The organism is Pseudomonas sp. 910_23 (assembly GCF_052850795.1).
On sequence record NZ_VXCZ01000004.1, the window covers coordinates 250,517 to 272,406 of the forward strand.

The window sequence follows — 21,890 nt, forward strand, 5'->3', positions numbered from 1 at the left end:
TAGGTCAGAAAACCATTGACCGAAAAGTCAGACATGACTAGATTCGGCGCAAAGCGGTTAACAACAATAATGAGTCTGCGAGGCCTTCCGTGATCCAGTTTTTACTCAACCAGGAACTCCGTAGCGAGCACGCCCTGGACCCCAACCTGACCGTGCTCAACTATCTGCGTGAGCATGTGGGCAAATCCGGTACCAAGGAAGGCTGCGCCAGCGGCGACTGCGGTGCGTGCACGGTGGTGGTCGGTGAGCTGCATACCGATGACCAAGGCACCGAGCAGATTCGTTACCGCAGCCTCAACTCCTGCCTGACTTTCGTGTCGTCGCTGCACGGCAAACAACTGATCAGCGTTGAAGATCTCAAGCACCAGGGCCAACTGCACAGCGTGCAACAGGCCATGGTCGAGTGCCATGGCTCGCAGTGCGGCTTTTGCACCCCGGGTTTCGTGATGTCGTTGTTTGCCCTGCAAAAAAACAGTGACGCCCCCGACAGCCACAGAGCCCATGAAGCCCTGGCCGGCAACCTGTGCCGCTGCACAGGTTATCGCCCGATCCTGGCCGCCGCCGAACAAGCCTGCTGCAACAAGCCTCAGGATCAGTTCGACTGCCGCGAGGCCGACACCATCGCCCGCCTTAAAAGCATCGCGCCCACCCAGACCGGCGAGCTCAACAGCGGTGACAAACGCTGCCTGGTGCCCTTGACCGTCGCCGACCTGGCCGACCTCTACGACGCCTATCCGCAAGCCCGCCTGCTGGCCGGCGGCACCGACCTGGCGCTGGAAGTCACCCAGTTCCACCGCACCCTGCCGGTGATGATCTACGTCGGCAACATTGAAGACATGAAGCGCATCGAACATTTCGACGACCGCCTGGAGATCGGCGCGGCCACCGTTCTCTCCGATTGCTACACCGCGCTACACCATGAATACCCGGACTTCGGCGAACTGCTGCAGCGCTTCGCCTCCCTGCAAATCCGCAACCAGGGCACCCTGGGCGGTAATATCGGCAACGCCTCACCGATTGGGGATTCGCCGCCACTGTTGATTGCGCTCGGCGCCCAGATCGTACTGTGCAAAGGCAACACCCGCCGCACGCTGGCGCTGGAAGACTATTTCATCGATTACCGTGTCACCGCCCGCCAGGACAGCGAGTTCATCGAGAAGATCATCGTGCCCAAAGGCCACGCACTGTTCCGTGCCTATAAGGTGTCCAAGCGCCTGGACGATGATATTTCAGCCGTGTGCGCGGCGTTCAACCTGAACATCGACAACGGTGTGATCAGCGCGGCGCGCGTTGCCTTCGGCGGCATGGCTGCCACACCAAAACGCGCAAAAAGTTGCGAGGCCGCGCTGGTGGGCGCCATCTGGAACTCGGCCACGGTCGAGAAAGCCTGCGCCGCCCTGGCACAGGACTTCACCCCGCTGTCGGACTTCCGCGCCAGCAAGGAGTATCGCCTGCTCAGCGCGCAGAACCTGCTGCGCAAATACTTCATCGAACTGCAAACGCCGCACATCGAGACTCGGGTGACCGCTTATGTCTAACCATCACGCCGTCGTAAAGACCCAGGCCGAACTTGCCGAACTGTTTGCCCGGGATCTCACCTCCGGGGTCGGGCGCAGCGTCAAGCATGACAGCGCCGCCAAGCACGTCAGCGGCGAAGCGCAGTACATCGATGACCGCCTGGAATTTCCCAACCAGTTGCACCTGTATGCGCGCCTGTCCGACCGTGCCCACGCCCGCATTCTCAGTATCGACACTGCGCCCTGCTACGCCTTCGACGGCGTGCGCATTGCGATTACCCACGAAGATGTACCGGGCCTGAAAGACATCGGGCCGTTGATGCCCGGCGACCCATTGCTGGCCATCGACACTGTGCAGTTCGTCGGCCAGGTGGTGCTGGCCGTGGCGGCCCGTGACCTGGAGACCGCGCGCAAGGCAGCGATGGCGGCAGTGATCGAATACGAAGACCTGGAGCCGGTGCTGGATGTGGTCGAGGCCTTTCGCAACAAGCATTTCGTGCTCGACAGCCACACGCACCAACGCGGCGATTCGGCGTCTGCGCTGGCGAGTGCCAAGCACCGTATCCAGGGGACCCTGCATATCGGCGGCCAGGAACACTTCTATCTGGAAACCCAGATCTCTTCGGTAATGCCCACCGAAGACGGCGGCATGATCGTCTATTGCTCTACGCAAAACCCTACCGAAGTGCAGAAGCTGGTGGCCGAAGTGCTTGACGTGTCGATGAACAAGATTGTCGTGGACATGCGTCGCATGGGCGGCGGGTTCGGCGGCAAGGAAACCCAGGCCGCCAGCCCCGCCTGCCTGTGCGCGGTGGTGGCACGCTTGACCGGTCAGCCGACCAAGATGCGTTTGCCGCGGGTTGAAGACATGCTGATGACGGGCAAGCGTCACCCGTTCTATATCGAGTACGACGTGGGCTTCGACGACAACGGTCGCCTGCACGGGATCAACCTGGAACTGGCGGGTAACTGCGGCTGCTCGCCAGACCTGTCCAACTCGATTGTCGACCGCGCGATGTTCCACGCCGACAATTCGTATTACCTGGGCGATGCGACGGTCAACGGCCATCGCTGCAAGACCAACACGGCCTCCAACACCGCCTATCGCGGCTTCGGCGGCCCCCAAGGCATGGTCGCCATCGAGGAAGTGATGGACGCCATCGCCCGCCATTTAGGCCAAGACCCACTGGCGGTACGCAAGGCCAACTACTACGGCAAGACCGAGCGCAACGTCACCCACTACTACCAGACCGTCGAGCACAACATGCTCGAAGAGATGACCGCCGAACTCGAAGCCAGCAGCCAATATGCCGAACGCCGCGAAGCGATCCGTCTGTATAACGCCCACAGCCCGATCCTGAAAAAGGGCCTGGCGCTGACCCCGGTGAAATTCGGCATTTCTTTCACCGCAAGCTTCCTGAATCAGGCCGGCGCGCTGATTCATATCTACACAGACGGCAGCATCCACCTGAACCACGGCGGCACCGAGATGGGCCAGGGCTTGAATACCAAGGTCGCGCAAGTGGTGGCGGAAGTGTTCCAGGTGGACATCGACCGCGTGCAGATCACCGCCACCAACACCGACAAGGTGCCCAACACCTCGCCCACTGCGGCTTCCAGCGGTGCCGACCTGAACGGCAAGGCGGCACAGAATGCCGCCGAGACCATCAAGCAGCGCCTGGTGGAGTTCGCTGCGCGCAAGTACGACGTCAGTGAAGCGGACGTAGAGTTCCGCAACGGCCATGTGCGTGTACGCGAGCAGATCCTGACGTTCGAAGCGTTGATCCAGCAGGCGTATTTCGGCCAGGTCTCGCTGTCGAGCACCGGTTTCTACAAGACCCCGAAAATCTTTTACGACCGCAGCCAGTCGCGCGGACGACCGTTCTACTACTACGCGTTCGGCGCGGCCTGCTGCGAAGTGATCGTCGACACCCTGACCGGCGAATACAAGATGCTGCGCACCGACATCCTCCACGATGTGGGCGCTTCGTTGAACCCGGCCATCGACATCGGCCAGGTCGAAGGCGGCTTTATCCAGGGCATGGGTTGGCTGACCATGGAAGAACTGGTGTGGAACAACAAGGGCAAGCTCATGACTAACGGGCCGGCCAGCTACAAGATCCCGGCCGTAGCGGACATGCCGCTGGACCTGCGGGTGAAACTGGTGGAGAACCGCAAGAACCCGGAGGACACAGTATTCCATTCCAAGGCCGTGGGTGAGCCGCCGTTCATGCTCGGGATTGCTTCGTGGTGCGCGATCAAAGATGCGGTGGCGAGTTTGGCTGACTATCGCCAGCAACCAAAGATCGATGCGCCGGCCACGCCCGAGCGGGTGTTGTGGGGGTGTGAGCAGATGCGGCAGTTGCGGGCGGCGAAGGCTGTCGAGGCTGACACTGAATTGGCTTCGCTCTAGACCCAGGCGCTGCCATCGCGGGCAAGCCCGGCTCCCACATTTTGAGGTGCTAACCCGATCAAATGTGGGAGCTGGCTTGCCTGCGATAGCGGCCGAACTAACAGCAGAAATGTTGAGGTAGACATGGACAACTGGATCAGCGCCCTCGCCACCCTGCAAAACCAGGGCGAACCCTGCGTACTGGTGACCATCATCGAAGAGCTGGGCTCCACGCCACGTAATGCCGGTTCCAAGATGGTGATCAGTGCCGCGCGCACCTTCGACACCATCGGCGGCGGGCACCTGGAATACAAGGCAATGCAGCTCGCTCGCGACATGCTCGTGCGCGGCCAGCAAACCACTCATCTGGAGCGCTTCAGCCTCGGCGCGAGCCTGGGCCAGTGCTGCGGTGGCGTGGCGGTATTGCTGTTCGAACCCATGGGCCAGGTGCAGGCGCAGATCGCGGTGTTTGGCGCCGGCCATGTCGGGCGTGCGCTGGTGCCGTTACTGGCAAGCTTGCCCTGCCGCGTACGCTGGATCGATTCCCGTGAGCAGGAGTTTCCGGAGCACGTCCCGCAAGGCGTGCGTAAAATCGTCAGTGAAGAACCGGTCGATGAAATTGCCGACCTGCCCGCGGGCAGTTACTGCATCGTCATGACCCACAATCACGCGCTGGACCTGGAACTCACCGCCGCCCTGCTCAAGCGCAATGACTTCGCCTACTTCGGCCTGATCGGCTCGAAAACCAAACGCGTCAAATTCGAACACCGCCTGCGTGACCGCGGCTTCGACACCGCACGGTTGCAACGCATGCGCTGCCCCATGGGCCTCACAGAGGTGAAGGGCAAGTTGCCGGTAGAGATCGCCATCTCCATCGCCGGCGAAATCATCGCCACCTATAACGCCAATTTCGGCCAGCACACTGCCGGCGCCGAACCCATTGCCAAACTGCTGCCGGCTTCGCGCCGCAGCCAAGCTATCAATTGAGATAACCATGCCTTTGACTCGCAAAGCCTACCGCGCCGCCATCCTGCACAGCATCGACGACCCTGCCATCGTTGGCATCGACGCCTCCTACGAGTATTTCGAAGACGGCCTGCTGGTGATCGATAACGGCCAGATCAGTGCGCTCGGCCACGCCAGCGACCTGCTGCCGACGCTGCCCGCCGACATCGACATCACGCACTACCAGGACGCATTGATCACCCCCGGCCTGATCGACACCCATATCCATCTGCCGCAAACCGGCATGATCGGCGCCTACGGCGAGCAATTGCTGGATTGGCTCAACACCTACACTTTCCCCTGTGAAAGCCAGTTCGCCGACAAGGCCCACGCCGATAACGTCGCGGATATCTTCATCAAGGAGTTGTTGCGCAACGGCACCACCACCGCACTGGTCTTCGGCAGCGTACACCCGCAATCGGTGAACTCGTTTTTTGAAGCGGCCGAGAAACTCGACCTGCGCATGATCGCCGGCAAAGTGATGATGGACCGCAACGCGCCGGACTACCTGACCGACACACCTGAATCCGGCTATCAGGAAAGCAAGGCGTTGATCGAACGCTGGCACGGCAAAGGCCGCCTGCATTATGCCGTTACGCCACGCTTCGCCCCCACCAGCACGCCTGAGCAACTGGCGCTGGCCGGGCAATTGCTGGGCGAATACCCAGATCTGTACATGCAGACCCACATCAGTGAGAACAAGCAGGAAGTCGAGTGGGTAAACGAGCTGTTTCCCGAGCGCAACGGCTACCTGGACGTGTACGACCATTACAAACTGCTCGGCGAGCGCTCGGTGTTTGCCCACGGCGTGCACCTGTGTGACGACGAATGCGCACGGCTGGCGGAGACCGGCTCGGCGGTGGCGTTCTGCCCAACGTCGAACTTCTTCCTCGGCAGTGGGTTGTTCAACTTGCCCATGGCCGAGAAGCACAAATTGAACGTAGGCCTGGGCACCGACGTGGGCGGCGGCACCAGCTTCTCGCTCCTGCAAACACTGAATGAAGCCTATAAGGTCATGCAGTTGCAGGGAGCGCGGTTGAGCCCGTTCAAGTCGCTCTATCTGGCGACCCTGGGCGGTGCGCGCGCGTTGCGTCTGGAAGACAGGATCGGCACATTGCAGCCGGGGACGGATGCGGACTTCCTGGTGCTGGACTACAACGCCACGCCACTGCTCAGCTATCGCTTGAAGCAGGCCAATAACATTGCCGAGACGTTGTTTGTGCTGATGACGCTGGGGGATGATCGGGCAGTGTTTCAAACCTATGCAGCCGGCCAGCTGGTGCACCAGCGCTGATCTCAGAGACACCACAAAACCAATGTGGGAGCTGGCTTGCCTGCGATAGCATCACCGCGGTGTAACTGATACACCGCGGCGCCTGCATCGCGGGCAAGCCCGGCTCCCACATTTGATTGGGTTTACAACTTTACAGACGTGCGCCCAGGTTTTTTAGTCTGTAGAAGGTGCGAAAACACCGCATGCAAATCATCCGACGCGCTCTCTTCATCGAGGTTGAGCTTGCTGTCGATATGATCCATATGATGCATCATCAAGTTCACCGCCAGCACCGCATCGCGGGCTTCGATCGCGTCGATCAACTGGGTGTGCTCATCGTAGGAACAGTGCGAGCGGTTGCCGCTTTCGTACTGGGCGATGATCAATGAGGTCTGGGACACCAGGCTGCGCTGGAAGCTGATCAACGGCGCGTTCTTGGCCGCTTCGGCCAGTTTCAGGTGGAACTCGCCGGAAAGACGGATACCGGCACCGCGATCACCGCGGGAGAAACTGTCGCGCTCGTCATTGACCATCTGGCGCAACTCGGCCAATTGCTCAGCGGTAGCGTGCTGCACCGCCAACTCCGTGATCGCTCGCTCCACCAGACGCCGGGCCATGAACACCTGGCGCGCTTCTTCCACACTGGGGCTGGCAACCACTGCGCCGCGATTGGGCCGCAGCAGTACCACGCCTTCATGGGCCAGGCGCGACAGTGCGCGGCGAATGATGGTGCGGCTAACGCCAAAGATCTCGCCCAGTGCCTCTTCACTCAATTTGGTTCCGGGTGCCAGGCGTTGTTCGAGGATCGCCTCGAAGATATGCGCGTAGACGATATCGTCCTGGGTTCCGCTGCGACCGGTCTTGCCGGCTCGCGGTTGTTTCTTGAGAGGTTGCAACTGTTCGTTCATGGGCACTCGGGTAGGGAGAACGGCGGCGAATTAACGGTAATACGGCAAATTCAAGGTAATACGGCAACTACGGGTCGCTGGCAAGTATCACCTAAAAACAGCGCACATTGTACACAACCCAATGCGCCAACACACTGTACGGCTGTTTGCGGCCCCGGCTGTATTGCAATGACTCGTTACGTTTGAGTTTAGGCTTGAATCTGCGCCGTCACCGGCAAATCCCAGGTAAAAGGAACACCCTTCCATGACCGACGCCACCCAAGCGCCCTTGCGCCCGCTGGCCGACACCTCCCCCTCGGCCATCGTCGCCGGTTTTATCGCCATGATGACCGGCTACACCAGCTCCCTGGTGCTGATGTTCCAGGCCGGCCAAGCCGCCGGTTTGGCCACCGCACAGATTTCTTCGTGGATCTGGGCGATTTCCATCGGCATGGCGGTATGCAGCATCGGCCTGTCCCTGCGCTATCGCACACCCATCACCATCGCCTGGTCCACACCCGGCGCGGCGCTGTTGATCACCAGTTTAGGCGGCGTGAGTTATGGCGAAGCCATCGGCGCCTACATCACCTGCGCAGTGCTGGTGACCCTATGCGGGATGACCGGCAGCTTTGAAAAACTGGTCAAGCGCATCCCTGCATCGCTGGCGGCGGCGTTGCTGGCGGGGATCCTGTTCAAGATCGGCAGCGAAATCTTCGTCGCTGCGCAGCATCGCACCGGTCTGGTACTGGGGATGTTTTTCACCTACCTGATCATCAAGCGCCTGTCGCCGCGCTATGCCGTGCTTGCCGCGCTACTGATAGGCACCGCGCTGTCGGGGCTGATGGGGTTGCTGGACTTCAGCGGTTTTCATCTGGAAGTGGCGACGCCCGTATGGACCACACCGCATTTCTCACTGGCGGCGACCATCAGCATCGGTATCCCGCTGTTTGTGGTGGCCATGACCTCGCAGAACATGCCCGGGGTCGCCGTGCTGCGGGCCGACGGCTACACCGTGCCGGCTTCGCCGCTGATCACCACCACCGGCCTGGCCTCGCTGGTGTTGGCACCGTTCGGCTCCCACGGCATCAACCTGGCGGCGATCAGCGCGGCGATCTGCACCGGGCCGCACGCCCATGAAGACCGCAACAAGCGCTACACCGCTGCGGTGTGGTGTGGGGTGTTCTATGGGATTGCCGGGGTATTCGGCGCCACGCTGGCAGCATTGTTCGCAGCCCTGCCCAAGGAACTGGTGCTATCGATTGCGGCGCTGGCGTTGTTTGGCTCGATCATCAACGGCCTGAGCATTGCCATGAATGAGCCGAAGGAGCGGGAAGCGGCGCTGATCACCTTTATGGTCACCGCGTCAGGCTTGACGTTGTTTTCCATCGGGTCGGCGTTCTGGGGGATTGTGGCGGGGGTGTTGACGCTGTTGATCTTGAATTGGCGCAAGGCCTGAAATTTTAAAACCTCATAACGAGACAGCGACCCGGGCGGGTCGCTGTTTCAGTACATCAGGCTACCGGATTGATCGGCTTTTCCGGGTACCAGACGTCCAGCAACGGGCTGACTTCAGCCTTGGTCAGCTCGGAACGGGTTTTCAGCCAGGCTTCGACAGCAGCGCGCTGCTCTTCGGACACCGAGCCACGCTTCTGCAGGCAAACCAGACCGTAGTCATCGCCGCCGACATAGCCCAGACCATTGGCTTCCATGGCTTCTTTGATGAATGCTTCGAGGAAAGCGTCGATAGCTTCTTCACTCAGGCCTTCGTTGAAGTCCAGGTTCAGTTCGAAACCCAGCTCTTGAAATTCATCAACGCACAGTTTTTTGCGCAGACGCTGGGAACGGTTAGTCGCCATTGGAACAATCCTCATAAGTAATAACGGGCGGCACTTTAGCAGTTTAAGGCGGCAATTGCCCGACTCTCTGGGACGGGCGGCGCATCGGCCGTTAAAAAAACCTGATTAGCGGCTATCGTTCAGCTACAAGTGAAGCCACCTTGGGGCATAATGCCGACACTTTCGTGACCATTGAGGGATTTTCTTATATACCCCTCGCCTTTTTCACCCTTCTCAGCAGTAGGGTTTTATTTCTTATGATCAAATCGTTGCGTTCTGTATTACTTGCCAGTGTCCTTTTGCCTTTGGCCCTTTCGGCCACTGCCGCCCCCATCAATACTGCCCTGCCCCCCAGCGTCGCGCAGGCCTTGCAGAAAGCCAAACTGCCCAATACCGCGTTGTCTCTGGTGATGCTGCCTCTGAACGGCCCCGGTACGCCAACCGTATTCAATGCCGACGTATCGGTGAACCCGGCCTCTACCATGAAGCTGGTGACCACTTACGCGGCCCTGGAGATGCTCGGCCCCAACCACCAGTGGAAGACCGAGTTCTACACCGACGGCACCCTCAGCGGTGGCGTGTTGCGTGGCAACCTGTACCTCAAGGGCGGCGGCGATCCCAAGCTGAACATGGAAAAGCTCTGGCTGCTGATGCGCGACCTGCGTGCCAATGGCGTGCAGCAGGTCACCGGCGACCTGGTACTGGATCGCAACTTCTTCAACCAGCCGCTGTTGCCTGATTTCAATGACGACGGCAACGACGAGAACAAGCCGTTCCTGGTCAAGCCCGATGCCTTGCTGGTCAACCTCAAGGCCCTGCGCTTCGTGACCCGTAATGATTCGGGACGCGTGATCGTGTCGGTCGAACCGCCGATTGCCAGCATTCGCATCGACAACCAGGTGAAAGTCACCAACGCCAAACAGTGCACCGGTGACGTGCGTTACAACCCGGTGACCGCCGCCGACGGCAGTGTGACCGTGACTGTCAGCGGCCAACTGGCCGATGGCTGCAGCTCGCAGACTTACCTGTCACTGCTCGACCACGCCACCTACACCGCCGGCGCCGTGCGTGCGATCTGGAAGGAGCTGGGCGGCACCATCCAGGGCCGCGATATCCAGGCGCCAGTGCCCAAGGATGCCAAGGTGCTGGCCCGCGCCTTCTCGCCGGACCTGGCGGAAATCATTCGCGACATCAACAAATACAGCAACAACACCATGGCCCAGCAACTGTTCCTGAGCCTGGGCGCGCAATTTCGCAACGATGCCGATGGCGACGATGCCAAGGCCGCGCAACGCGTCGTGCGCCAATGGCTGGCCAAAAAAGGCATCACCGCGCCACACTTGGTGATGGAGAACGGCTCCGGCCTGTCCCGCGCCGAACGGGTCAGCGCCCGCGAGATGGCGGCCATGCTGCAAGCCGCCTGGAAAAGCCCCTACGCGGCGGAGTACATCAGTTCGATGCCAATCGCCGGCACTGACGGCACCATGCGTAAACGCCTGAAGACCACAGCGATGCGCGGCGAAGCTCATGTGAAGACCGGTACCCTGAACACCGTGCGCGCCATCGCCGGGTTCAGCCGTGACAACAATGGCAACACTTGGGCGGTGGTGGCGATTCTCAACGACTCCAAGCCTTGGGGCGCGTCATCGGTGTTGGACCAGGTGCTCCTGGACCTGTATCGCCAGCCGAAGGCCGTTGCAGCCGCGCCGGTTCTGTAAAGCATCACACTACCCTGCAGGAGCGAGCTTGCTCGCGAAAAACGTCAACGATCACGCGTGTTTCCTGAGTACACGCGGCGTCTATGGTTTTTTCGCGAGCAAGCTCGCTCCTACAGTCAGTAGGGCTTGCTCGCTCCCACACGCCTCGACCCGGTCCCTGCCCGCCTGCTTGGCCACATACACTGCCGAATCAGCGCGCAGCAGCAACCCATCGATATCTTCATCGGTCCGCCAACTGGCTACGCCAAAGCTGGCAGTGACGATGCCCACCGGTTCCATCGGCGTATCGCGCAACGACTGCCACAACTGAGTTGCCAGGCTATAGGCCTGGGCACCATTGGTACTTGGGCACAGCACCACGAATTCTTCCCCACCCAGGCGGCAAAACACGTCGGTACGGCGCAAGCGCTGGCCTATGCGCTTGCACAACTCCTGCAACACCCCGTCGCCCACGGCGTGACCATGCTGGTCGTTGATGCGCTTGAAGTGATCGATATCGAGCATGATCAACGACAGTGCGCCCGAGGTGCGGTTGATCCGCAGCATCTCGCCCTTGAGCCGATCCTGAAAATAACGCCGGTTATAGATGCCCGTCAGAGAGTCAGTGATGGAAAGCGCGCGCAGTTCTTCCTCGACCCGTTTGAGATCGGAAATATCCGACACATAACCGTGCCAAAGCGTACCGCCTCCAGGTAACTCTTCAGGTGTCGCTTCGCCGCGAATCCAGCGCAAGCCTCGCTGAGGCAACTGCACGCGATATTCTTCGCGCCAATGGCTCAGTTGCAACGCCGACAAACGTATCGAGGCACGCACTCGCTCGATGTCCAAGGGGTGAATGCGTTCCAGCACCTTGCCTGCATCCTGCTGTAATGCGCCAAGTTCGATTTCATAGATATCGCGCATACCTTCGCTGGCATAAATGAAACGCCCATTGCCCTGCAGGTCCTGGGTGAACTGGAAAATCCCGCCAGGCACATGAGCACTCAGTTTTTTCAGCAGACGGTCCCGGGCGGCCAGGGCTTCATAGGCGCGCTTTTGCTCGGTGATATCCAGGTAAATTGCCAAGTGCCCGACCCACAGACCAAAGTCGTCCAGGAGCACGGTGGCCAGCATGTTGACCGTCAGTTGGGTACCGTCCTTGCGCACCAGCGTCCACTCGCGAGCTTCATGCAGGCTGTCAGGGCTCTCCACCAGCATCGCCTGGCTCGGCGCAATACGTTTGCCTAGCGCCAGGCTCAACGGCGCAGCCCGCGCTTCGAGTTCCACGGCCAGGTGCAGGCTTTCCAGGGTCAGGCGACCCAGCACCTCTTCGGCCTTGAAACCCAACATCTGTTCGGCGCCGGCATTGAAGGTGTTGATCACACCGCGCAAATCGGTGGCGATGATCGCGACCTGAGTCGCCGCATTCAGCACACTGCGTAATTGCCCGTGAGCCCCACGCAACTCTTGCTCACGCAAGCGCAACTGCACGGTGCGCTGTTCCACCAGTTTCAGCGCACGCTGGCGCTGGCTGACCAGCACGTAGAGCAAGGCACTGAGCAAGGCGCTGAGCAGCACACCCATGCCCAGAATGGTGTTCATCGAGGAATGATTGGCCTTGTCGAACACCTCGCTGGCACGCAGGCTCAGGGCATAGACGTGATCGCCAAGGGTGAGGCGGCGTGTCGCCGTCAGGTCGCTGTTGCCCACCGTATTGCTGGATGCATACAACACCCGTTGCTGCGTATCGGAAGTGTCAACGATCTGCATGACCAGATTGTCGCGATTCGGTTTGGGCAACCCATCGGCCACCAGTTGGCGCATGCTGAGCACCGCCATGACAAAGCCGTAGGGCTCGCTACCAACGGCTTTGCTCACTGGCGCCACCAGCAGCACGCCGCCCGCGTAGGCAGGCTCCACGCCCACCAATTGCATGGGCTGTGACACTGCCGGCCTGGCGTTTTTTTGCGCACGCTCCAGGGCTGACCGGCGCAAGGGCTGGGCCAGCAGGTCAAACCCCAAGGGCGAACCCAGCAGGCTTTGCGTCTGGCTGTACAACACCGGTACGTATTCATCGCGCTCGGGCGCGGGCGCCAACTCACCCAAGCCATTGAGTTCACGGATACTGAAAGGGATGCCACGCTGACGGGAAATCTCTCGCTCGAACGCCCTGCGCTGCTCACGAAATATGCGCGGTGCCCAGGCGTAGGCACGCGCATTGAGCAGCAGTGGCTGGGCGAAGCCGTCGAACTCGGCACGGGAGACATCGCCAGAGTTGATGAAGAAACGCTGCAGGCTACCCAGGCGCAACTCCTGATCCTCAAAACGCTCCTGGATGCGGGTGTAGCGCTCATTGACCAGCAACTGGAAACGCTGGCGCACCTGTTGCTGATACAGGTCGGCAGTCGCCCACGCGACAACCATCGTCAACGCGCTGCCAGCCAACAACACCACCAATGCCACCAGCCAAGCCGACGCCTGTTCACTGATAAAACCAAGGATTTTCGGGCGGACAGCTTGCATCGGCATAGGCAACACTCACAACGCCAGTGTGCGGGGGTGTCACGTTGGCTGGGGTTTAAGTTATAGCCATTGGTCGGGTGTTTGACCAGCCTAAAAACTGCAGGGGCTTAATGTGGGAGGGGGCTTGCTCCCGATAGCGGTGGATCAGCCAATACATTGGTGACTGATACTCTGCTATCGGGAGCAAGCCCCCTCCCACACTGGATACTCGGCGCATTCAGAACTGCTGATATTAATCAGCGAGCAGTGATTTTCCAGGCCCGGTGGATCTTCGCATTGCGCGCAAAATCCGGGTCGATGGTCTTGTCGCTGATCTCTTCGACCGCATAGCGTTCGCTGAGGTTGTCTTCCAACTGGAACTTGCGGAAGTTGTTGGAGAAGTACAGCACGCCACCCGGCGCCAGGCGCGCCATGGCCAGGTCGAGCAACTGCACGTGGTCACGCTGCACGTCGAAGATACCTTCCATGCGCTTGGAGTTGGAGAAGGTCGGCGGGTCGATGAAAATCATATCGAACTCATCGCGACTGGCCTCCAGCCACGCCATGACATCACCCTGCTCCAGGCGGTTCTTGTCGGAGAAACCATTGAGGGAGAAGTTGCGACGCGCCCAGTCCAGATAGGTTTTGGACAGGTCGACGCTGGTGGTGCTGCGCGCTCCACCCTTGGCAGCATGGACGCTGGCGGTGGCGGTGTAGCAATACAGGTTGAGGAAGCGCTTGCCGGCCGCTTCTTTCTGGATGCGCATACGCATCGGGCGGTGGTCGAGGAACAGGCCGGTATCCAGGTAGTCGGTGAGGTTGACCAGCAGCTTCACGCCACCTTCGCTGACCTCGGTGAACTTGCCCTGGGCGCTCTGGCGTTCGTATTGCTTGGTGCCGCTCTGACGCTCGCGACGCTTGACCACCACGCGGCTCTTGTCGACGTTCAGGGCCTGGGGAATCGCTGCCAGGGCGTCGAACATGCGCGCCGAAGCTTTTTCCGGGTCGATGGATTTTGGTGCCGCGTATTCCTGTACGTGAACCCAATCGTGGTACAGGTCGATGGCCATGGAGTACTCGGGCATGTCGGCGTCATACACACGGTAGCAATCCACGCCTTCACGCTTGGCCCATTTGCCCAGCAGCTTGAGGTTCTTTTGCAGGCGGTTGGCAAACATCTGCCCGCCTTCGCTCAAGCGCGCCTGTTCGACCACCGGGGCCGGGGCTGGCTTGATCGGGTTGCCGTTCTTGTTGTACTGGCGCTCAACGGGCTCGGTCGGCGCCTGGTCGTAAGCCGCTTGCTCACGCTCAGCCTGGCGCTGCTCCGGCGTGCGACGTTCGCCGGTGACGAACTGATCCGGGTTGACCTTGATCAGCAGCAATTTGCACGGCAGCGCACCGTTCCAGAACGAATACTGTTTGTGGCTGCGGATGCCCATGCGCTTGCCCAGGTCCGGCGCGCCGGTGAACACCGCAGCTTCCCAGCCCATGCAGGCCTGGCGCAGGCGCTCGCCGAGGTTCTGGTAGAGGTACAACAGGCTGGCTTCGTCACCCAGGCGCTCACCGTAGGGTGGGTTGCAGATCACCAGGCCTTTCTGGTTCTGGTCCGGGCGCGGCTCGAACGTGCCCACTTCTCCCTGGTACACCTTGATCCAGTGGCTCAGGCCGGCGCGTTCGATGTTATTGCGGGCGGGTTGAATCAGGCGCGGGTCGGCTTCGTAACCGCGTACCCACAACGGTGGCTTGTTCATACCAATGGCCGCACGCTCGCTGGCCTCGGTGTGCAGCTTTTTCCACAGCGCCGGGACGTGGCCCAGCCACGTGGTGAAACCCCACAGCTCGCGGTTGAGGTTGGGGGCCATGTCGGCGGCGATCATCGCGCCTTCAACCAGGAAGGTGCCGACGCCGCACATCGGGTCGGTCAGCGCGCCGCCTTCGGCTGCAATGCGTGGCCAGCCGGCGCGAATCAGGATCGCCGCTGCCAGGTTTTCCTTCAGCGGTGCCGCGCCCTGCTGCAGGCGGTAGCCACGCTGGTGCAGGCTGTGGCCGGAAAGGTCCAGGGACAGGATCGCTTCGCCACGGTCCAGGCGCAGGTGAATGCGCAGGTCCGGGTTGATCTTGTCGATGGATGGACGCTCGCCGGTTGGGGTGCGCAGCTTGTCCACGATCGCATCCTTGACCTTCAGCGCGCCGAAGTGGGTGTTGTCGATGCCCGAGCCGTGACCGCTGAACTCGACCGCCAGGGTACCGTCGGGAACCATGTGGTCGGCCCATTCGATATCCAGCACGCCGTGGTAGAGGTCTTCGGCGTCCTTCATCGGGAAGCGCTTGAGTACCAGCAGCACACGGTTGGCCAAGCGTGACCACAGGCACAGGCGGTAGGCGGTTTCCATGTCGGCCATGCCGCGAACGGCCGAGGTGTGCTCGCGGGCGTCCTCAAGGCCAAGCCCGACGGCTTCCTCGATCAGCAGGCCTTCGAGGCCCTTGGGGCAAGTGAGGAAGAGTTCAAAACGGTCCGACATGGGGCATTCCAGGCTTTTCAGCAATAAATGAACGGGCGACGCATCGCCGGCTCGGTTTTCAATCAAGCACTTTTCTTGAAGAGTACTCGCGTGGCACGAATGTGCCGTCCCACCCCGCTTTCCGGGCCGTTGAGCCTTGTTTGACGGGGCAGAGAAACAATGTGAAGCAACAAAAGGAAATATTCAGACCCTTCGTCGAATAATAACCGACTGCAACAGGCGGGCATTCTCACTAAAGGATTAACCCGCTTCGCTGTGCAGGGCACATCATAGCTGGCTTTGCTCCATAAAAGGGGCGAAAAACCATCCCAGCTTATGGCTATAGCATCGTTATCGTTACGTGCTTATGACAAAACGATCATTGAATACATGTGACCTATTGGTTAGAACTCAACACAGGTTGGCGCCGTAACGACGCCGACACATCGGCTCGCCACGCCGGCAGCGAGCCCACCAACGGCAGAAAAACTCTGCCCGGCCTTGGACAAGGCCGAAGGATATCTAGACAGTCAACAAGTGAGGGAAACACCCTATGAGAAGACTTAAGCGTGATCCGTTGGAAAGAGCATTTTTACGCGGATATCAATATGGCGTTCATGGAAAATCCCGTGAGCTTTGCCCATTTACTCTACCGTCGGTACGCCAAGCCTGGATCAACGGCTGGCGAGAAGGACGCGGCGACAACTGGGACGGTATGACTGGCACTGCGGGCATCCACAGACTCAACGAACTTCACGCCGTCGGCTAATCAGGGGCATTTTATTCCGACACACATCTTTGAATGAGTAACGACTTAACCACGCGCGCCCCATCCGGGCGGCGGGCTTCGGCCCAGGGGCTCCTTTATGGAGCCCTTTTTATTGCCTGGCAGATTGTCAGCGCAGGGCAGCGATGGCATCCACCGACTCGCGAATCAACGCCGGCCCCTTATAGATAAAGCCGGAGTACAACTGCACCAGGCTGGCGCCAGCCGCGATCTTCTCGGCCGCGTGCTTGCCTTCGGTAATACCGCCCACCGCGATGATCGGCAAACGCCCGGCCAACTCGGCCGCCAGCACCTTGACGATATGGGTGCTCTTGTCCCGTACCGGCGCGCCGGACAGGCCGCCCGCCTCGTCGCCATGGGCCAGCCCCTCGACGCCCACGCGGCTGAGGGTGGTGTTGGTCGCAATCACTGCGTCCATGCCCGCATCCATCAGGGCCTGGGCCACCAGTACGGTTTCTTCATCGCTCATGTCCGGGGCGATCTTGATTGCCAGGGGTACGCGCTTGCCATGACGCACGGCCAAGTCTTCCTGACGCTGGCGCAAGGCTTCGAGCAGTTGTTTGAGGGAGTCACCGAATTGCAGGCTACGCAGGCCCGGGGTATTGGGCGAGCTGACGTTGACGGTGACGTAGCTGGCGTGGGCGTACACCTTGTCCAGGCAGATCAGGTAATCGTCCACTGCACGCTCTACCGGCGTGTCAAAGTTCTTGCCGATATTGATCCCGAGGATGCCTGTGTATTTTGCCGCTTGAACCCGCGATGACAGGTGATCGACGCCGAGGTTGTTGAAACCCATGCGATTGATGATCGCCTCTGCGTCCGGCAGGCGGAAAATGCGTGGCTTGGGATTTCCCGGCTGTGGCCGTGGCGTCACGGTGCCGATTTCAACGAAGCCGAACCCCAACTGTGCAAACCCGTCGATGGCCGCGCCGTTTTTGTCCAGGCCGGCTGCCAGGCCGACCGGATTGGGAAAATCCAGGCCCATCACCGACACCGGCACTTTCGCCGCAGCCTTGCATACCAGGCCATTGAGCCCCAGGCGGCCACCGGCACCGATCAAGTCCAGGGACAGATCGTGGGAGGTTTCCGGGGAGAGTTTGAACAACAGCTGGCGGGCCAAGGTATACATGGGCGGGCTAGACTCGGATGGCGGCAAAAGGTGACGCGATTATAGCCGGGGTGGCGGGCCTCATGCGAGGCGTGCTGCGCTCATCGGCGCTGAGCAATCAACGCCTGATAACGCACCCAGATCCTTTCGGCGTAGCGCTGGCGCAACGCCTCACGCTGCGAGCCAGGGCCCGGTCCAACATTGTAGGAACCCACCGCCATCCAGTTGTAGCCGAAACGCTGAATAAACTCGGCCAGAATCGAGGCACCGACTTGCACCGACAAACAAGGTTCGCTCAACAACCGCTCCTCGGTAATGCCCTGTTTGAGCAAACGCGGCAGGTGGATGCTGTTGATCTGCATCAAGCCGATATCACGCGTGCCATTGCGGTTGGCGTAGTTGATCGCCTGCGCACGCGAACCCGATTCGACATCAGCGATAGCCTGCAACAGTTCCGGTTCGAGATCGTACCGGCTGGCCGCCTCGTCCCAGCAATAGGCCAGTGCCTGGTGACTGCCCATCAGCCCACCGAGCAGCAGTACCACGCTCCAAACCTTAAGCATTGCTGGCCTGGCCACACACAGAGCACACATGCACGACACCCCGTGGTGGTTCCCCTACCCGCACCGGGCACGTAAAGCGATACCCCTTGCCATAAATCGTCTTGATAAACCCTTTGTCGGCGCTCAAATGTTTGCGCAGGGAATAGATACAGCGCGTGAGTGACTCATCGGCCACCTCTCCCCGGGGCCAGGCCAGCTCCAGCAGGCGATCCTTGGTCATCAGCGTGCCACCGGAGGCCAGCAACAATCGCAGCACATGCCACTCCTTGGGCGGCAACTGAATATCCGCATCGCCGCCCGTCAACCGGCCATCGCCATGCAAGGTCCAGCGAGCGAAGACCAGGGAGGTCGTCGATTCATCAATCACGACGGCCATACGCACCTCTGCTTTTTACTACTGACATTCACATCCTTAGTTTCCGTACCGGCTCACCTGCCAATGTCACGACTATAAAAAACCGGCCTACGGCTCGCGCTAGGACAAAGCCCATTCGGGCGCCCTTTTTTGGAAACTTTCGGTCAGACAATTCTCCTCACGCACTTATTGGGGTAGCCATTCCTGATACGTCTCCTGCAACTCAACCCCCAGCCGATCCTCCAGTTGCACCAGCTCACCCAACGCCATCAGTTGCCCATTGACCCGTACCTCCACACATCGAGTCGCCCCTGGATCCAGAGGCAGCACCTTCCCCGGTGCGAACGCAGCCAAACGCTTGCGGCTGATCAATTGCTCCTGCAGCAGTATTTCCAGGTGCATGGACAAACGCCTTTTTCATGGGGAAAACTCACGATCGGTGCGCAGGAACGCACGCTGCACACGCTCATGTTGTGCTGTGCTCAATTGCGCAGGCGCGGGAGGTGGCGGTAATGGGTCAGGGCCTGACGAAACGTCATCCTGGACCGTGGCGCTATCCAGCTCCGCCACCAGTTTTTCGATAAGACTCACCTGGGCAGGCTGGCCCTTGATCAACAAACTGTTGGTATCCGAATAGGCCACCAACACCAGGCTACCGTCTGCCAATTGACCTTTCTGCGCAGGGGATAGCCGGGCTTCGATCATGGCAGCCATACCCGGTACGCGGACCTTATTGGCACCCTCTCCTTGCTGGCGGTCCTGAACAGCTGCATTGATCACCTGGACAACGCCGAATGCCGTTGCGCCTTCGGGCTGCTTGCGGCGTGGCTGGTCCATCAGGCTGGCCAGCCGCAAGACATGATCGACATAGCTCGGTGGCCCGTAAACGTAGAACGTACGTGCCCCGCTCTCACGCAATGGGTAGCGCGGCTCATCCAGCCCCGCACGCCGCATGATGCCGCGCAGCCGATTGACTGAGATATGCCGCAGCACGACCGCAGAACTACGCACCTCATCGGCGGTGTAGAGATGCACCACTTGCCCGCTGCGGTGCCAGATCAGGTCTTGCTGCTCAGCGAGGGTTTCCAGGACCCGTTGCGGCGCTGCAAAGTCGAAGATTCCGCTGATGCGCCTGCGCGCCACCGCACGGCTGGTGACCACAGGCAGGCCCAATGGCCCCGACAGCGCGGTAAAGAAAGTATGCAAACTTTCATCCTGTGCCTGGTACGCCTGGCCCCAGGCTGCGCGGCTACCCAGCAACAGGGCGGCACACAGTAACCCGCAGTGCAGCCAGCGGCAGTTAATGGGGTTCGGGGAATCAGTGTGCACCGTGGGTATTCCTGGGCGATCTGGCCTGAAGAAGCGGCCATACTGCGAGGCGCAAGAGGTTCAATCATGATGAAAAGTTGACGGCAGACTGCACCACGCCCCCGTGGCATGTGCCTTGCTTCGCACTTTGTATCAGGCCCGCACCAAAGGCGGCGCGGGCCTACGGACAAAGGCGTCGTTACCCGGCAATGGCCTGTCACGCCAAGCCGGGAAACGACGCTTTTTTTTTCAGAAAAGGCAGGTATTGATGAACGATCCGCTGGCTTGGGTAAACGGCAGCGATGCCCCGGAAAAGAGCAGCCTTGACCTGGGGTTCATGGCCCTGACCGATTGCGCGTCGCTGGTGGTCGCTGCCACCCAGGGCTTCGCCCAGCCCTACGGCCTCACACTGAACCTCAAGCGCCAATCATCCTGGGCCAACCTGCGTGACAAGCTGGTCAGTGGCGAGCTGGACGCCGCCCACGGGCTGTACGGGCTGATCTATGCCGTGCATCTGGGCATCGGCGGCGTTGCGCCTACCGACATGGCCGTACTGATGGGCCTCAACCAGAACGGCCAGAGCATCAACCTGTCCCACGGCCTGCAACACCAGGGAGTGGTCACTCCTGAAGCGCTGGAACGCCACGTGCACCAAAGCCGGACAAAACTGACCTTCGCCCAGACATTTCCCACGGGCACCCACGCCATGTGGTTGTATTACTGGCTGGCGAGCCAAGGCATTCATCCATTGCAGGATGTGAACAGCGTGGTGGTGCCGCCGCCGCAAATGGTGGCGCACCTGCAGGCCGGACGCATCGACGGTTTTTGTGTCGGCGAGCCTTGGAGTGCCAGTGCAGTGCAACATCATCAAGGCTTTACTCTGGCGACCACCCAGGCGATCTGGCCCAATCATCCGGAAAAGGTCCTGGGCTGCACCCAGGCGTTCGTCGACGGGTTTCCCAATACCGCCCGCCTATTGGTCATGGCGATCCTCGAGGCCAGCCGGTTTATCGAACAGAGCATTGAAAACCGCCGTTCCACCGCGCAGTTGCTCAGCGCTCGCGACTACCTCGACGCCCCGTTGGACTGCATCGAGCCGCGTCTGCTGGGTCATTACGAGGACGGCTTGGGTAACCAGTGGCAGGATCCCCATGCTTTGCGCTTTTTCGCCGGTGGCGAGGTGAATTTGCCCTACCTCAGCGACGGCATGTGGTTCATGACCCAGTTCCGGCGTTGGGGCTTGTTGCGTGAAGACCCTGACTACCTCGGCGTCGCCTGCCAGGTCCAGCAATTGGCACTGTATCGCCAGGCCGCCGATGCGCTGGGCCTCAGCGTTGGCGACGCGCCGATGCGCAGCAGTCAATTGATCGACGGCAAAATCTGGGACGGCTCCGACCCCGCCGGTTACGCCCGCAGCTTCCGCCTCAATGCCCTGGGCGATGACAACCACAGTCAAGCGCTGCGCTGACAGGAGCTCAATGATGCTACGAATCCTGTTGATCAATGACACCCCGCGCAAGGTCGGGCGCCTCAAGGCCGCCCTGACCGAAGCCGGCTTCGAGGTGATCGATGAATCCGGCCTGACCATCGACCTGCCCGCACGCGTCGAAACAGTGCGCCCGGACGTGATCCTGATCGATACCGAGTCACCCGGCCGCGATGTGATGGAGCAAGTGGTGTTGGTCAGCCGCGACCAGCCCCGGCCTATCGTGATGTTTACCGATGAGCATGACCCGAATGTGATGCGCCAGGCAATCAAGTCCGGCGTCAGTGCCTATATCGTCGAAGGTATTCAGGCCCAACGCCTGCAACCGATCCTTGATGTGGCCATGGCCCGCTTCGAGAGTGACCAGGCCCTGCGCGCGCAGTTGCAGGCCCGTGACCTGCAATTGGCCGAACGTAAACGCATCGAGTTGGCCAAGGGTCTGCTGATGAAAATGAAGAGCTGTAATGAAGAAGAGGCGTACACCCTGATGCGCCGTCAGGCCATGAGTCGCCAGCAGAAACTGATCCAGGTGGCAGAGCAGATTATTGCCATGAGCGAGTTGCTCGGCTGATCTGGCTCAGCTCTTGCTAAAGAATCCTCACAGGTAACCAACGGCGGTTGCCCCTCCACGACAAAGACGTCGCCCACCCGGTTTGCCCTCGCGAACCCGGTGG

Annotated in this window: 18 protein-coding genes; 9 read left to right on the forward strand and 9 right to left on the reverse strand. The window is 60.4% G+C overall.

From position 1 onward, the window contains the following. The first annotated feature begins 89 nt into the window (after positions 1-89). The 4 genes from xdhA (at position 90) to guaD (ending at position 6,208) form a co-directional block, all read left to right on the forward strand. Entirely contained in the window at positions 90-1,538 is a 1,449-nt protein-coding gene (gene xdhA / locus FW800_RS06845; protein WP_446437263.1) for a xanthine dehydrogenase small subunit, read from the forward strand. After that, positions 1,531-3,930, forward strand: a complete 2,400-nt coding sequence (xdhB, locus tag FW800_RS06850) for a xanthine dehydrogenase molybdopterin binding subunit (protein WP_103733631.1) — start codon at positions 1,531-1,533, stop codon at positions 3,928-3,930. The genes xdhA and xdhB overlap by 8 nt, the downstream gene beginning before the upstream one ends. Positions 3,931-4,053: 123 nt before the next feature. After that, positions 4,054-4,896, forward strand: a complete 843-nt coding sequence (gene xdhC / locus FW800_RS06855) for a xanthine dehydrogenase accessory protein XdhC (RefSeq protein WP_446437264.1) — start codon at positions 4,054-4,056, stop codon at positions 4,894-4,896. 7 nt (positions 4,897-4,903) lie between these two features. Further along, the gene (gene guaD, locus FW800_RS06860; protein WP_446437265.1) at positions 4,904-6,208 is read left to right on the forward strand and encodes a guanine deaminase; all 1,305 of its coding nucleotides are present in this window, start codon (positions 4,904-4,906) and stop codon (positions 6,206-6,208) included. Positions 6,209-6,330: 122 nt separating this feature from the next. Here the strand turns inward: guaD and FW800_RS06865 are convergent, their stop codons facing one another. Next, a complete protein-coding gene (locus FW800_RS06865) occupies positions 6,331-7,095 on the reverse strand; it encodes a GntR family transcriptional regulator (protein ID WP_005790335.1) in 765 nt (254 codons plus the stop codon). Between the two features lie 244 nt (positions 7,096-7,339). Here FW800_RS06865 and FW800_RS06870 point away from each other — a divergent pair, with 244 nt between their 5' ends. Further along, the gene (locus tag FW800_RS06870; protein WP_446437266.1) at positions 7,340-8,530 is read left to right on the forward strand and encodes a benzoate/H(+) symporter BenE family transporter; all 1,191 of its coding nucleotides are present in this window, start codon (positions 7,340-7,342) and stop codon (positions 8,528-8,530) included. A 55-nt stretch (positions 8,531-8,585) separates the two neighbouring features. On the opposite strand, the gene FW800_RS06875 is transcribed toward FW800_RS06870, so the two are convergent. Further along, positions 8,586-8,930: a YggL family protein gene (locus FW800_RS06875; protein WP_446437267.1), complete on the reverse strand. Its 345-nt coding sequence runs from the start codon at positions 8,928-8,930 to the stop codon at positions 8,586-8,588. Positions 8,931-9,166: 236 nt separating this feature from the next. Here FW800_RS06875 and dacB point away from each other — a divergent pair, with 236 nt between their 5' ends. Next, positions 9,167-10,627, forward strand: a complete 1,461-nt coding sequence (dacB, locus tag FW800_RS06880; protein WP_005790339.1) for a D-alanyl-D-alanine carboxypeptidase/D-alanyl-D-alanine endopeptidase — start codon at positions 9,167-9,169, stop codon at positions 10,625-10,627. An 81-nt stretch (positions 10,628-10,708) separates the two neighbouring features. On the opposite strand, the gene FW800_RS06885 is transcribed toward dacB, so the two are convergent. Beyond that, on the reverse strand, positions 10,709-13,135 hold the full coding sequence (locus tag FW800_RS06885) for a sensor domain-containing diguanylate cyclase (RefSeq protein WP_446437268.1): 2,427 nt from the start codon (positions 13,133-13,135) through the stop codon (positions 10,709-10,711). Between the two features lie 230 nt (positions 13,136-13,365). Further along, positions 13,366-15,630 carry a bifunctional 23S rRNA (guanine(2069)-N(7))-methyltransferase RlmK/23S rRNA (guanine(2445)-N(2))-methyltransferase RlmL gene (gene rlmKL / locus FW800_RS06890; RefSeq protein ID WP_005790343.1) on the reverse strand — a complete coding sequence of 755 codons (2,265 nt, stop codon included), beginning with the start codon at positions 15,628-15,630 and terminating at the stop codon, positions 13,366-13,368. A gap of 532 nt (positions 15,631-16,162) precedes the next feature. On the opposite strand from rlmKL, the gene rmf reads away from it, so the two are divergent. Continuing rightward, on the forward strand, positions 16,163-16,378 hold the full coding sequence (rmf, locus tag FW800_RS06895; RefSeq protein WP_002553055.1) for a ribosome modulation factor: 216 nt from the start codon (positions 16,163-16,165) through the stop codon (positions 16,376-16,378). Between the two features lie 127 nt (positions 16,379-16,505). Here the strand turns inward: rmf and FW800_RS06900 are convergent, their stop codons facing one another. The 5 genes from FW800_RS06900 to FW800_RS06920 form a co-directional block, all read right to left on the reverse strand. Next, on the reverse strand, positions 16,506-17,525 hold the full coding sequence (locus FW800_RS06900) for a quinone-dependent dihydroorotate dehydrogenase (protein WP_446437269.1): 1,020 nt from the start codon (positions 17,523-17,525) through the stop codon (positions 16,506-16,508). An 80-nt stretch (positions 17,526-17,605) separates the two neighbouring features. Further along, the gene (locus FW800_RS06905) at positions 17,606-18,067 is read right to left on the reverse strand and encodes a transglycosylase SLT domain-containing protein (protein ID WP_005790348.1); all 462 of its coding nucleotides are present in this window, start codon (positions 18,065-18,067) and stop codon (positions 17,606-17,608) included. Beyond that, a complete protein-coding gene (locus FW800_RS06910; RefSeq protein ID WP_446437270.1) occupies positions 18,060-18,443 on the reverse strand; it encodes a winged helix-turn-helix domain-containing protein in 384 nt (127 codons plus the stop codon). Before FW800_RS06910 ends, FW800_RS06905 begins: the two co-directional genes overlap by 8 nt. A 165-nt stretch (positions 18,444-18,608) precedes the next feature. Continuing rightward, positions 18,609-18,824 (reverse strand): FliM/FliN family flagellar motor switch protein, encoded by a 216-nt coding sequence (locus FW800_RS06915; RefSeq protein WP_005790352.1) that lies wholly within the window; start codon positions 18,822-18,824, stop codon positions 18,609-18,611. A 15-nt stretch (positions 18,825-18,839) separates the two neighbouring features. Beyond that, the gene (locus tag FW800_RS06920) at positions 18,840-19,751 is read right to left on the reverse strand and encodes a secretin N-terminal domain-containing protein (RefSeq protein ID WP_446437271.1); all 912 of its coding nucleotides are present in this window, start codon (positions 19,749-19,751) and stop codon (positions 18,840-18,842) included. A 247-nt stretch (positions 19,752-19,998) separates the two neighbouring features. On the opposite strand from FW800_RS06920, the gene FW800_RS06925 reads away from it, so the two are divergent. Both FW800_RS06925 and FW800_RS06930 read left to right on the forward strand, forming a co-directional pair. Then, complete coding sequence (locus FW800_RS06925; RefSeq protein WP_446437272.1) at positions 19,999-21,198, forward strand: CmpA/NrtA family ABC transporter substrate-binding protein; 1,200 nt, start codon at positions 19,999-20,001, stop codon at positions 21,196-21,198. 13 nt (positions 21,199-21,211) lie between these two features. After that, on the forward strand, positions 21,212-21,787 hold the full coding sequence (locus FW800_RS06930; protein WP_005790358.1) for an ANTAR domain-containing response regulator: 576 nt from the start codon (positions 21,212-21,214) through the stop codon (positions 21,785-21,787). Positions 21,788-21,890: the final 103 nt, after the last annotated feature.